Genomic DNA, 12,200 nt, shown 5'->3' on the forward strand with positions numbered 1-12,200 from the left:
GGAGCCCACTCCAGGTCAAGTCGCCCTAAAAACCTGTGAAAACTCCGCGCAGATCGTCCAGGGTGAGCTTGCCGCCCGTGAGCGTCACCGTGGCCGGCGTGTGCTCGGCGGCGTGGCGCCCGGAGGCGAGCCGCAGCCACCACTCGGCCGGGGCGCTGAGCACCGCGTCGGGCTGGGCGGGCTCGTCGGTGAGGGCGACCGCGTCGGCCACGCTCAGCCCGAAGGAACGATCGGGGGAGGTGACGCGGACGGCGATGGCGACCGGGCGGTCGTTCAGAGCCTCGGCCTTGGTGATGAAGCCGAGGAACATGCTCACCTGGTCGAGAAGCGGCTCCGTCGCGGCCGGGGCCAGGGTCGCCGCCGGGTCGAAGGCGACCTCGACGTCCCAGGTGTGGAGAGCGAACTCGTTGAGCCGCATGCGCGCCGCGGTCGTGACGTCCACGGGCGCGGGGAGGAAGCCGAAAACGATCCTCAGCTCCTTCCGCGTCCGCGCGTCGAGCCCTTCGTACCGCGCGACCAGCGCCTCGCTGGCGGTCAGGAAGCCCGCGGCCCGCTCGGCCGGGGACATCGCGTCCCAGCGTGCCCAGACCTCCTTGTTGAAGTCTTCGCCCGGCACGGCGGCGCCGTCCAGCGAGGCCTCCAGGGTGGCCAGCGCGATCTCCGCACCGCTGCCGAGGTGACTGAGCACCTGCGACACGTCCCAGTCCGCCGCTCCGGACCGCCGGGTGAGGTCGTCGGCCGGCAGGCCGCGCACCAGGGCCGCCAGGTGGTCGTGGCCGCTGCGCAGAGCGTCGATGATCTGGTCGGCATCGGTCATGTTCGTCTCCCGAGGGGTGGGTCCGGCCTGATGACAGCTTTCGCTTTCCGGCATGCGGGAAGCGACATTCCGCCGTACGGGTGACCGAGGTCACCATCGAAGACGCGGGGACTGTCAGGAGATACGAAGGAGTTGCCTGTGTCGTCTATTCCCACCGACCAGTGGTACGTCGCGGCGTACGGACGTGAGATCGGCCAGGAGCTGTTCAGCCGCACCATCTGCGGCGAGTCGATCCTGTTCTGGCGCACCGGCGCGGGAGAGGTCACCGCCATGTCGGACCGCTGCGTGCACCGCCGCTTCCCGCTGTCCGAGGCGCCGAGCAGGCTGGTCGACGACCAGGTGGTGTGCGGCTACCACGGTTTCACCTACGGCGCCGACGGCCGCTGCGTCGCCGTCCCCGGCCAGACCCGGGTGCCGCGCACCGCCCGGCTGAAGAGCTACCCGACCGTGGAGCGGGATTCGTTCGTCTGGGTGTGGATCGGGGACCCCGCCAAGGCCGACCCGGCCGCCGTGCCCAGGGCGCCCTGGCTGGCCTCGCCCGACTACACCACCGTGTCCGGCATGGAGCCGCTCAAGGCGCGCTTCGAGCTGCTGGTGGACAACCTGCTCGACCTGTCGCACGAGACGTACCTGCACGGCGGCTACATCGGCACCCCGGAGGTGGCCGCCACCCCGACGACCACCGAGGTCGACGACGAGGCCGGCATCGTCTACGTCAGCAGGCACATGGACGATGCCGAATGCCCGCCCTTCTACGCCAAGTCCACCGGCCTGACCGGCCGCATCATGCGCTGGCAGGACATCGAGTACAGCCCGCCGTGCCTGTACAAGCTGCACTCGCGGATCGCGCCGGTCGGCGTGCTGCCCCGCCCCGACGGCAGCGACCCGGACGCCTTCCACGTCGAGGTCGTTTACGCCATCACCCCCGAGACCGAGCACTCCACCCACGACTTCTGGGCCGTCGCCCGCGACTTCGCCCTCGACGACCAGGGCGTCTCGGACTTCCTCGCCGAGCAGAACCGTACGGTCGTGCTGCAGGACGTCGCCGCGCTCGACGTGCTGGAGCGGGTGATCGCGAGCGAGCCCCCGGGCTACCAGGAGCTGTCGATCAACATCGACACCGGCGGGCTGGCCGCCCGGCGGATGCTGGCCAAGCTGGTCGAGCCGAGCGCGGCCCCGGCCCGGACGGCCTGATGAACGTCGAACCCACCCGCATGCTCACCGGCCCCGGGGTGCTGCGCGTGGTGTGGCTGCCGGGCAGCGACCTGCTGCGCGGCACCTGCCACTGCGGCGCGGCCTACCTCGCGGAAGGCCCCGTCGAGGTGTGGGACTGGCTGCTCGGCCACCCGGTCGGACACGACGTCGCCGCCGTGGACGGCGCGGCGGTGCTGTCGGCGGCCCGGCGATGAGCTTCGAACTCGTCGTGCACTCCCGCGCCCGGGCGGCCGAGGGGGTCGTGGTCCTCGACCTGCGCGACCCGTCCGGCGCCGCGCTGCCCGCCTGGGCGCCTGGCGCGCACATCGACCTCGTGCTGCCCGGCGACCTGGTCCGCCAGTATTCGCTGTGCGGCGATCCGGCCGACCGCCTGACCTGGCGGATCGCCGTCCTGCGCGAGCCCGCGGGCCGGGGCGGCTCGGCGCTGGCGCACGAGCTCCTCCCGGGCGCGACGGTCGAGGTCCGCGGGCCGCGCAACCACTTTCCCCTCCAGCCCGCGGCCCGCTATCTGTTCGTCGCGGGCGGCATCGGGATCACGCCCATCCTGCCGATGATCGCCGCCGCCGACGCGGCCGGCGCCGAGTGGCGACTGCTGTACGGAGGTCGTACGGCGGCGTCGATGGCCTTCGCCCGCGAGCTGCGCGCCGCCCACGGCGACCGGGTGGACCTGCGCCCCCAGGACGAGCACGGCCTGCTCGACCTGGAGAGCCTCCTGGCGCGGGGGACGCCGGACACCCTCGTCTACTGCTGCGGGCCCGCCCCGCTGCTGGACGCCGTCGAGAAGCACTGTGCCGAGCGCCCCCCGGGCACGCTGCACGTGGAGCGGTTCACCCCCAAGGACGCCGGCGAACCCCTGCTGGCGGGGTCCTTCGAGGTCGAACTCGCCGTTACCGGGATCACCTGCACCGTGCCACCCGGGCGGTCGATCCTCGACGTCCTCGAAGCGGCGGGCGTACAGGTCCTCACCTCCTGCCGCGAGGGCACCTGCGGCACCTGCGAGACGGACGTACTCGCGGGTACCGTGGACCATCGGGACTCCCTCCTCACCCCCGAGGAGCAGGCGGCGGGCGACACCATGCTCATCTGCGTCTCCCGCGCCGCCTGCCCGAAGCTGGTTCTCGACCTCTGACCCCCGCCGCCCCAGGAGCCGCCCATGCAGGTGCCCGCGCACCGGCGGCCGGCCGAGCGCACCGGCCCGGTCGTGGCCCGCGCGCTGCAGATCCTCGGCGCGTTCACGCCCGACCGGCGCTCGCTCACCCTCAGCGAGCTGGCCCGGCACTCCCACCTGCCCGTCTCCACCGCGCACCGGCTGGCCTCCGAGCTGGTCGCCTGGGGCGCGCTCGAACGTGACGTCTCCGGCTGCTACCGCATCGGCCTGCGCCTGTGGGAGATCGGCTCGCTCGCCCCGCGCGGCCAGGGCCTGCGCGAATGCGCCCTGCCCTTCCTGGAGGACCTGTCGCAGGTGACCCGCGAGAACGTGCAACTGGCCGTACGGGAAGGCCCCGAGGTCGTCTTCGTCGAACGCATCGCGGGCAGCAAGGCCGTGCCGGTGCTCACCCGGGTCGGCGGCCGCTTCGCGCTCACCGCCACCGGCGTCGGGCTCGTCCTGCTCGCCCACGCCCCCGCCGACGTGCTGGAAGAGGTCCTGGCCAGGCCCATCAAACGCTACACGGACCGTACGCTGACCACGCCGCACCAGCTACGCGCCACGCTCGCCGACACCCGCGCCCGCGGTTACGCGATCAGCGACCGGCAGGTCACCATGGACGCCCTGTCGGTGGCCGCGCCCATCCAGGACGCCGAGGGCGACGTGGTCGCCGCGGTGTCCCTCGTCGTGCACTACGGCAGCGCCTCACCGCACGCGCTCGCCCCGCTCGTGCTCACCAACGCCCGCGCCATCTCCCGCGCGCTGCCACTGTTCGGCTGACCCCTCGCCTTCTCGTTTACTTACCGTAATAATAGGAACGCTTTCCGTTATCACTACACGAGGAGCGTGACCTTCTGGACGAGAACCGGGCAATGCCGACCTCCCTCGGCACAGGGGTGCCCAAGCCGCACCACGACCTGCGGGTGCCGGCGGACCTGATCGCGACGGCCGAGCGCGGGCTCGGCGCCGGCGGCCGGCCGCGCAAACGCGTGCTGATCATCGGCGCCGGCATGGCCGGCCTGGTCGCCGCCTACGAGCTCATGCGCCAGGGCCACGAGCCCGTCGTCCTGGAGGCCCAGCAGCGGGTCGGCGGACGGGTGCTCACCCTGCGCGACTTCGCCCCCGGCCTGTACGCCGAAGCCGGCGCCATGCGCATCCCCCGCGTGCACGACCTCACCCTCGCCTACTGCGCCCGCTTCGGGCTCAAGCTGCGCCCGTTCGTCATGGGCAATCCCAAGGCGCTGGCCTACATCCAGGGCGTCCGCACCACGATCGGCAAGCTCGACGCCGACCCGCAGATCATCGACTTCGAGCTGGCCGAGCACGAACGCGGCCGCTCCTACGAAGACCTGTGGCGCACCGCCACCCAGGAGATCCACGACCTCTACGCCCAGGAGGGCGAGAACGCGCTCGACCGCATCTGCGCCGAGTACGACCGCTACTCCATCCGCAGCTTCCTGCGTGAGCGCGGCTTCTCCGAAGGGGCCATCGAGCTCTACGGCGTCATGAGCTTCCGGGAGTCCAACCTCAACGCCGCGATCATCGAGCAGTTCCGCGAGATCATCGGGCGGGCGTTCGAGGACATGCAGGAGATCGAGGGCGGCTCCGACCGGCTGCCGACCGCCTTCTACCATGAGCTCAGGCAGCACATCCGGTTCGGCCACGAGGTCACGGCCATCGAGCAGGGCGACCACACGGTCAGCCTGCACGTCAGAACGGGCTCCGGCAGGACCACGATCACCGGCGACTACGCCATCTGCACCATCCCGTTCTCGGTGCTGCGCGACGTCGAGACCACCCCCGCCTTCTCCCGGCGCAAACAGCGCGCCATCCGCGAGCTCAACTACAACGCCTCCACGAAGATCCTGCTGCAGGTACGGCGGGCGTTCTGGGAGCGCACCGACGGCATCGTCGGCGGCACCACCGTCACCGACCTGCCGATCCGGCGGATCTGCTATCCCTCGCACACGGCCCCCGGCGACGAGCGCTCGATCCTGCTGGCCAGCTACACCTGGGGGCAGGACGCGCTGCGCTGGGGCGCGATGTCCCCGCAGAAGCGGGTCGAGCAGGCCCTGGAGGACGTCGCCAAGATCCACCCGGAGATCCACGACCACGTCGAGTTCGGCGTCACCCACGCCTGGTACAACGACCCCTACGCGGCCGGGGCCTTCGCCCTGTTCGAGCCACACCAGCAGAGCAACCTGCACGACGCGATCATCGCCCCGGAGGGCCGCGTGCACTTCGCCGGCGAACACTGCTCCCTGTGGCATGCCTGGATCGAGGGCGCTTTGGAATCAGGCCTGAGCGCGGCTCGAGCCGTCCACGAGGCAGCCTGATCTCACCCCGCACAGCCCGAGCCGTTCACCAGGCAGCCTGATCTCACCCCCGCACAGCCCCGAAACCTATGGTGCTGTGCGGGGGTCAGGGGTGGGTCGTCGCGTTGCTGTAGTGGTGCAGGCGGGCTGCTGCCGTGTTCAGGTCGGTGGCGGCTTGCAGGCAGGCGGTGCGGTGGGCGTTCACCGAGGCGCGGAGCCAGGACGGGGCGATGCCGCTGGCCGCGAGGCCGGCTTCGATCTCCCGGAGGCGTTCGGCGCAGGCGGTGAGGGCCTGGGCGTCCGCGCGCAGGACTTCGGCGTGGGCGGCGATCGCCGCGAGGTCGGCTGACATCGCTCCTCCGGTCAGGTGGCGGAGATGGGGACGGCGGCGTCGCGGAGCGCCTGACGACGGGTGGACGCCAGGCACAGCAGGGGCCGGGCGCCGTCGAGCCCCAGCTCCCGCAGCCGGTCGGCCAGCGGGTGCGCGGCCTCGGGGGCGACGCTCAGCCGCAGCAGCGGCAGGGGGTGCAGCCGGGCCGGTCCGCGGGTCCGCACACACGAGCGCAGCGTGGTGCCGCCCCCGCCCGCGTAGCCGACCAGGTCGCGGTCGAGCGTCGGCAGCCAGGGACCGAGCCGCCCCCGCAGGGTGAGAATCTCGTCGCCGGGACTGCCGACGGTGACACGGGCGCACCGCCGGGTGAGCCGGAACTCCAGCGGCGTCCGATGCGGCTCGCCGCCCCACAACCGGGGCGCGACGGCGAAGCTGGCGGCGGTGTCGACCACGGAGCCGACCAGGTAACTGCCCGAGCGCCGCCGCGCCGCGCCGCGCAGCAGATCGGGCCAGGCCAGGAATGACCGCCGCCGCCCGCCGCCGTCCGGCCCCGGCACGACGACGCCGAGGTGCAGCTCGCGGTAGCCGCCCGCGCTGGTGCGCCGGTTCCAGGCGGCGTGCACGCAGACCAGGGCCCGGCCGCCGACCCGCAGGGCGGGACCCGTCCCGGTGCCCTCCAGCAGCCGGGCCGCCGCCGACGGATCCACGGTGAAGTACGCCGTGAGCGCGCTGCCGTCCCGGCACCTGATCGGCAGCTCGACCGCTCCCGCCGGGCCGTCCACCGAGTAGGTCGGCACGGTCAGGAAGGGGAAGTCCGTCAGGTCGGGGACGTGGTCGAACAGCTGGTAGGCCTGTGAGCGTACGACGGGCCCGGCGAAGGGCGCGAGCCGCTCGTCGAGGTGCGCGCGGGCCTCGGGCAGGTCGTCGGCGAGGTTGGCCAGATAGTGCTCGATGCTGTGGCAGAGCGGGAACAGGTGGGTGGAGTCGAAGTAGTCGACCACGTACCAGTCGGGATGCAGGTCGAAGCAGCCGCCCGCGCCCTGCCCGTCGAGGGTGGGGATGATGTCGTGCTGGTTGGTGACGCTGGCGACGAAGGTGCGCGGGTCGGCGGGCCGCTTGAAGTCGACGGGCGAGCCGATCGCGATGACGTGGGTGACCGTGTAGCGGGCGCAGAACTCGGCGTCCTGCGCCAGGTTCATGATCGCCGCTCCGCCCGCGCTGTGCCCCACGAGCGCCAGCTCGGCGCCCTCCGCCAGGCCGTAGTCGGCGACGGCCCTGGCCAGCGCGCGACTGAAGGGGCTGCTGTCCAGCACGGCACTGCTGAACGCGCCGAGCAGATCCTGGGGCGAGTCGCCGCTGGGCCGTCCGGCTCGCATGCCCGGCGCCTGGAGAACGTGACGGACCACGCCGTCGGGACCCTCGACGCTCTGAATGAGGATCCGCCCTGTGGTGCCGACTGTGCTGATGTCGCGCAGGAATCCGAGCAGCGACCCACGCCGGCTCAGCCGGGCGGCTTCGGCGCCGGTCAGCTCGGTCCGGCGTGCGACGCCCTCGCCCGTGTCGAGGGCGGCCACGGCCCTGTTGCTCAGGCCGGTGAGCGGGTCGGCGGTGACGTAGCCCTTGCCGGTCGCGATGAGCCAGGCGGCGGCGTCGTTGAGCGGGTTCTCGTCCAGCAGCGCGCGCAGGGCGAGAACTTCGCCGAAGACCGGGGCGAGCTGGCTGAGCGCGTGCACCGCGCCACGGTCCTTGAGCAGGGCGCGCAGCGCCCGGACAGCCTCCAGGTCACGGTCGGCGGCGGCCGCGTCGATGAGCCGGGCCAGCATGGGGTCGTCGGTCAGCTCGGGATGGTCGACCGCGACGGCGGCGATGCGCAGCCGCAGCGAGGTGGCCAGCACGTGCACGGCCAGGCTCTCCGCCCCCGCCATGGCGCCGACCTTGGCGGCCGCGGTGGCCAGCCGGCCACCGGTGAGCGCGCAGCCGAGGCCCTGGCCGTTGGTGGTCGCCCGCAGCAGCGCGCGGTAGGCCGGACGAGCCGCCGCCGGCCTGCGCGGCAGGGCCCGCAGCAGCGCGCCGTCGGTGAGCGCGGCCGTCGCGTGGGACGCCGTTTCCTGGATCGTGACCGCGACCTCGACCAACTCGCGCGCTGCCCCCCGCAACGCCCCAGCAGCCGAATCGCCGATCCCGCCCGGCTTTCCGGTGGCCGAATCGCCGTTCCCGCTCGCGTGTCCGTCAGCTGGATGGCTTTTCCCGCTCACGTTTCCGGCGGCCGGGGCGGCTTTCGCGTGCTCGGGCGCCGGATCGTCGTTCCCGTTCACCTGTCCGACCGCCGGGACATGCTGACGAAGCGGGGGCTGGGATCCTCCGGCGTGTTGCGGTGCAGCACGTCCGAGAGCGTGTGGGTGGTCGCGATGATCCGCATGCCGTACGGGGAGAAGGTGGCGGCGTTGAACACCCGCGGCGCGAGCAGCGGGTTGGTGAGCGCCTGGGAGAAGGCGTCGATAGCGATGATCTTGGTCAGCAGCGGGGGCAGGATGGCGTCGGGGGATCCGGGCTCCTCGGCGAACAGCCCGACGTACAGGTCGAGGTCGTCGACGCCGTGGTAGAGCTCGCGCAGCGCGCCGGTGACCCGCTGGTCGCCGGAGATCTGCTCGAACGTGCGCACCCGGGGGAAGCGGCAGTGCTCGCGGTAGCTGTTGTACGGGGCCAGGTCGAGCGTGCGGGAGTCGGCGATGCTGGCCACGTCGACCTCCCGCAGCAGGGGATCGGTGTTGAACAGGCCGAGGCGACCGGCCCGCTGGAGCGAGGCGTCCTCGAAGAGGCGGCCGAGGCCGGGACCGGGGATCAGCGAGCCGCCGAGCAGGGTCTGCGCCATCGGCAGCTCGCCCCCGCCCACCGACAGGCGCGACGGGATCAGGCTGTGCCAGCGGTAGACGAGGTTGAACTCCACCGAGGCCCAGTTCTGCCGGTGCCAGGGTGCGCCGGTCAGCATCGCCGACAGCCGCCGGTCCAGGGTGAACCGGAAGTGGTAGGGGGTGATGTGGTTGATGTACTCCTCGACGACCAGCTTGATCAGCAGCACGATGAGGATGTTGCGCGTCGTCTGGAACAGCCGCTCGTCGTCCCAGCCCGGGTAGTGCCGGGCGAGCAGCCGGGCGACCCTGTTGTGCTCGCGCAGGAACAGCACGGTGAGCATGGTGAACCCGAGCTGGATGTTGCCCCGGTCGCTCCCGGTGGCGAACAGCGTGTCGCGCTGCGCGTCGGTGAGCTCGTCGAAGCGGATGACGCGCAACGCGTCGAACTCCGGCTTGATCTTGCCGTTCTCGCACAGGTAGGGCGGGAACTCCCCGCCGTTGACCACCTGGCTCTTCAGCAGCCCGCCGTCGAAGGCGCGCAGCGCCGCCGTCACCGCCGGGTTGAGGCCGTACAGCTGATTGAGGTCGATGTGGTGGTTGGAGCTGTTCTTGCGGGGGTCGCGCGGGACGGTGGTGTCGCCGCGCAGGAAACCGTCGGTGAACCACTGGGCGAAGTAGGCGAACAGCACCGTGGAGCGCGGGCAGGGGATCATCTCGCCGCGGGTGAACAGGTCGGCGGCGCGCTCGGGCGTGGGCCGGCTGCCCTCGGGGGCCGGCATCGGGGGCAGGTGCCTGCCGCTGTAGGTGCGGTCGGTCAGCGAGGCCCACGAGGTGTAGCCGGCCATCGTGCTCAGCGGCTCGGGGCGCGGCGGCATCTCGCGGATCGCGTGGTCGATCAGGGAGGCGTTGACCCGGCGCCGGACCGGCTGGATCGACTGCACGAGATCCCACACCGGCCGGCCGTTGGTCAGGGCCAGGAACCTGAGCCGGTTGACGAGGCCGTCCGTGGCGATGCCGCGCGCTGTGCTCGCCGCCATCGTCAGCTCTCCTGCCCTTCGGCGCCGAGCCCGAGGACGAACCGGTCGGGGAAGATCCCCGCGGCGCGCTCGATCCGCCCCTCGGGCGGCGGGAGCAGGCGCACCCCTGGACGCAGCAGCAGACGGCGTACGGTCTCGGCGACCACCACCCTGGCCGGATGCACGCCGAGGCAGGCGTGGTGGCCGTAACCGAAGAACAGCTGGTGGTGGCCCGGCCGGTCGAGCCGGAACGCGTCGGGCTCCGGCACCACGTCCGCGTCGAACATGGCCGACGCGGGCGACGCCAGCACGAACGTGCCCGCCGGGATCACCGTGGCGCGCGGGGTGCCGGCGGCCAGGACGTGGTCGCGCTCGCACAGCCGGGGGAGCAGCTTGAAGAGCGGGTTGAACCGCAGCGCCTCCCAGACGTAGCGGTCGAAGAGCTCGGGGTCGCCGGCGGCCGCGGTGGCCTCGGCCAGCCTCTCGGGGCGCAGCAGCAGCTGCTCGACGGCCTCGACCATGGCCCCGGGCGCGCTCTCCACGAAGCCCAGGGGCAGGCCCGCCATGTTGATCACGATGCGGTCGTCGGGCAGGTCGGAGCGGGCCAGCCGGGCGAAGACGTCGTCGGGCAGGCCGTCCCGCCCCGCCCGGTATGCGGCGAGCCGGTCACGCAGGTAGCCGATCATCTCCCCGCCCGCTTGGACGGACGAGGCCTGGATGTCCGGATCGCCCAGGAAGTTGGCGAAGCCGTCGGTGACGACGGCCCGCGTCCAGCGCGACAGCGTCTGCTGGTCGGGGCCGGGAAAGCCGAAGTAGCGCGCGCACACGCCCAGGGCGACGGGCCGGAACAGCGCGTGGACCGCCTCCACCCGCCCGTCGGGCCAGGCGGCGTCCAGCAGCTCGTCGGCGATGCTCCCGGCCAGCTCCCGCACGTCGGCCACGTCACGCGGGTCGAGCATGACCTGCATCAGGCCCTTCTCCCGCCAGTTCATGGCGGTGGCGTCCCGGCCCAGCATGAAAGGGCCGCCCAGCGCGGCGTCCAGCCGCGGACCGAAGGCGCGCACCGAGAAGACCTCCTCGCGGGAGAGCACCTCGGTGACGTCGGCGTAGCGGGTCACGACCGTGAAGGCGGGGGTGACGAAGATGGGCCGCCGCTCCCGGAGCTCGGCGAACAGGGCCTGCCACTCGGTGCGCATCCACTCCCGGACCAGGCCGAACGCGGCCAGCGGGTCCCGGGCGAGGGCCTCCTCGTATCTCTCCAGATGGCCACCCGTGGTCGCCTGATCGACAGCACCCATGTCGTGGCACCCTTCCGCCTGATTTCGGAGCGAACAGCGATGATCACGCTGTGCAACCACAATCTAGGGACGTGTCAGGTATTTCTTCATGGCTACGGAGCGCATTGTTTTGCTTCCGTTACGTGACGAGGTCGTCACTGTCAGGCCATAGCCGCATGGCGGGGATCCGGCCTTTGAATAGGTGCCCCATCGTCTGGCTCAGGAGGAGGCAGTGTGACCTCGTCATCCACGCCACGGCCGGGATCGGGCCCGGTGGAGACGGTGGCGGTCACCGCCGGCCGCCGCGCCGTCTACCTGGTCGTCCTGGTCGTGCTGCCCGTCCTGCTCCTGGCCCTGGCGGTGCCGGCCGCCTGGGGGTGGGGCGTCGGCCCGCGCGACCTGGTCATCGCGCTCGTGATGTACCTGGTCAGCATCTTCGGGATCGCCATCGGCTACCACCGGCTCTTCACGCACCGGGCCTTCAGATGCGGTCGAGGGCTGCGGATCGCGCTCATGCTGGCCGGCGGCATGGCGGTCGAGGGGCCCGTCATGCTGTGGTCCGCCGAGCACCGCAGGCACCACAAGTACGCCGACCGCGAAGGCGACCCGCACTCCCCGTGGCGCTACGGCGACAGCGGCCTGGCGTTGCTGCGCGGCATGCTGCACGCCCACATCGGCTGGTTCTACACCGCCCGTCGCCGCTCCAACGCCCAGCACTGGGTGCCCGACCTGCTGGCCGATCCGGACGTACGCCGTTTCGACGCCGCCTATCCGGCCGTCGTGATCGCGTCGTTCGCGCTGCCCGCGGCCGCCGGCGGGCTGTGGTCGATGTCGTGGGCGGGGGCGTGGAGCGCGCTCTTCTGGGCCGGCCTGGTCCGCTATGCCGTGGTCCACCACGTCACCTGGTCGGTCAACTCCGTCGCGCACACCTTCGGCGACCGGCCGTTCCGCACCCGGGACCGCTCCTCGAACGTGTGGTGGGTGGCGATGCTGACGCTCGGCGAGGGCTGGCACAATTGGCACCACGTCGAGCCGACCTGCGCCCGCCACGGCGTGCTCAAGGGCCAGTTCGACCCCAGCGCCCGGCTGATCCGCTGGTTCGAGCAGGCGGGCTGGGCCTACGCGGTGCGCTGGCCGATCCCGTCCCGCCTCGCCGCCCACCGGCACGATCGCCCAGGGTGAGGCCGGTCCGACCGCCTGCCGGGACCCGGTGTGGACGCTCTTGCATGG

11 protein-coding genes are annotated in these 12,200 nt (G+C 72.2%); 6 read left to right on the forward strand and 5 right to left on the reverse strand.

Annotation, left to right across the window (positions count from 1 at the left end):
* Nucleotides 1-25: 25 nt before the first annotated feature.
* On the reverse strand, nt 26-817 hold the full coding sequence (locus OHA68_RS27105) for a maleylpyruvate isomerase family mycothiol-dependent enzyme (protein WP_327102767.1): 792 nt from the start codon (nt 815-817) through the stop codon (nt 26-28).
* Nucleotides 818-955: 138 nt separating this feature from the next.
* Between OHA68_RS27105 and OHA68_RS27110 the strand changes: the two genes are divergently transcribed.
* The 5 genes from OHA68_RS27110 (at nt 956) to OHA68_RS27130 (ending at nt 5,515) form a co-directional block, all read left to right on the forward strand.
* Nucleotides 956-2,011 (forward strand): aromatic ring-hydroxylating dioxygenase subunit alpha, encoded by a 1,056-nt coding sequence (locus OHA68_RS27110; protein WP_189139666.1) that lies wholly within the window; start codon nt 956-958, stop codon nt 2,009-2,011.
* Nucleotides 2,011-2,226: a hypothetical protein gene (locus OHA68_RS27115; protein ID WP_327102768.1), complete on the forward strand. Its 216-nt coding sequence runs from the start codon at nt 2,011-2,013 to the stop codon at nt 2,224-2,226. The genes OHA68_RS27110 and OHA68_RS27115 overlap by 1 nt, the downstream gene beginning before the upstream one ends.
* Nucleotides 2,223-3,161 carry a PDR/VanB family oxidoreductase gene (locus OHA68_RS27120; RefSeq protein ID WP_327102769.1) on the forward strand — a complete coding sequence of 313 codons (939 nt, stop codon included), beginning with the start codon at nt 2,223-2,225 and terminating at the stop codon, nt 3,159-3,161. Before OHA68_RS27115 ends, OHA68_RS27120 begins: the two co-directional genes overlap by 4 nt.
* Nucleotides 3,162-3,185: 24 nt before the next feature.
* Complete coding sequence (locus OHA68_RS27125; RefSeq protein ID WP_327102770.1) at nt 3,186-3,959, forward strand: IclR family transcriptional regulator; 774 nt, start codon at nt 3,186-3,188, stop codon at nt 3,957-3,959.
* Between the two features lie 92 nt (nt 3,960-4,051).
* A complete protein-coding gene (locus OHA68_RS27130) occupies nt 4,052-5,515 on the forward strand; it encodes a flavin monoamine oxidase family protein (protein ID WP_189139670.1) in 1,464 nt (487 codons plus the stop codon).
* A gap of 85 nt (nt 5,516-5,600) precedes the next feature.
* Here the strand turns inward: OHA68_RS27130 and OHA68_RS27135 are convergent, their stop codons facing one another.
* The 4 genes from OHA68_RS27135 to OHA68_RS27150 all read right to left on the reverse strand — a co-directional run bounded on the left by OHA68_RS27135 (nt 5,601) and on the right by OHA68_RS27150 (nt 10,991).
* Nucleotides 5,601-5,846 carry a hypothetical protein gene (locus OHA68_RS27135; RefSeq protein ID WP_327102771.1) on the reverse strand — a complete coding sequence of 82 codons (246 nt, stop codon included), beginning with the start codon at nt 5,844-5,846 and terminating at the stop codon, nt 5,601-5,603.
* 11 nt (nt 5,847-5,857) lie between these two features.
* On the reverse strand, nt 5,858-7,981 hold the full coding sequence (locus tag OHA68_RS27140; RefSeq protein ID WP_327102772.1) for a hypothetical protein: 2,124 nt from the start codon (nt 7,979-7,981) through the stop codon (nt 5,858-5,860).
* 155 nt (nt 7,982-8,136) lie between these two features.
* On the reverse strand, nt 8,137-9,714 hold the full coding sequence (locus tag OHA68_RS27145; RefSeq protein ID WP_327102773.1) for a peroxidase family protein: 1,578 nt from the start codon (nt 9,712-9,714) through the stop codon (nt 8,137-8,139).
* A gap of 2 nt (nt 9,715-9,716) precedes the next feature.
* The gene (locus OHA68_RS27150; protein WP_327102774.1) at nt 9,717-10,991 is read right to left on the reverse strand and encodes a cytochrome P450; all 1,275 of its coding nucleotides are present in this window, start codon (nt 10,989-10,991) and stop codon (nt 9,717-9,719) included.
* A 213-nt stretch (nt 10,992-11,204) separates the two neighbouring features.
* Between OHA68_RS27150 and OHA68_RS27155 the strand changes: the two genes are divergently transcribed.
* Complete coding sequence (locus OHA68_RS27155; protein WP_327102775.1) at nt 11,205-12,152, forward strand: acyl-CoA desaturase; 948 nt, start codon at nt 11,205-11,207, stop codon at nt 12,150-12,152.
* Nucleotides 12,153-12,200: the final 48 nt, after the last annotated feature.

This window comes from Nonomuraea glycinis, from assembly GCF_035920485.1.
In the GTDB taxonomy this organism is placed as follows: domain Bacteria; phylum Actinomycetota; class Actinomycetes; order Streptosporangiales; family Streptosporangiaceae; genus Nonomuraea; species Nonomuraea glycinis.

Excerpts from the sequence above, each read along its gene's own strand:
- OHA68_RS27105 (WP_327102767.1), bottom strand. The coding sequence starts at position 817 with ATGACCGATGCCGACCAGATCATCGACGCTCTGCGCAGCGGCCACGAC.
- OHA68_RS27130 (WP_189139670.1), top strand. The coding sequence starts at position 4,052 with ATGCCGACCTCCCTCGGCACAGGGGTGCCCAAGCCGCACCACGACCTG.
- OHA68_RS27115 (WP_327102768.1), top strand. The coding sequence starts at position 2,011 with ATGAACGTCGAACCCACCCGCATGCTCACCGGCCCCGGGGTGCTGCGC.
- OHA68_RS27135 (WP_327102771.1), bottom strand. The coding sequence starts at position 5,846 with ATGTCAGCCGACCTCGCGGCGATCGCCGCCCACGCCGAAGTCCTGCGC.
- OHA68_RS27150 (WP_327102774.1), bottom strand. The coding sequence starts at position 10,991 with ATGGGTGCTGTCGATCAGGCGACCACGGGTGGCCATCTGGAGAGATAC.
- OHA68_RS27125 (WP_327102770.1), top strand. The coding sequence starts at position 3,186 with ATGCAGGTGCCCGCGCACCGGCGGCCGGCCGAGCGCACCGGCCCGGTC.
- OHA68_RS27145 (WP_327102773.1), bottom strand. The coding sequence starts at position 9,714 with ATGGCGGCGAGCACAGCGCGCGGCATCGCCACGGACGGCCTCGTCAAC.
- OHA68_RS27120 (WP_327102769.1), top strand. The coding sequence starts at position 2,223 with ATGAGCTTCGAACTCGTCGTGCACTCCCGCGCCCGGGCGGCCGAGGGG.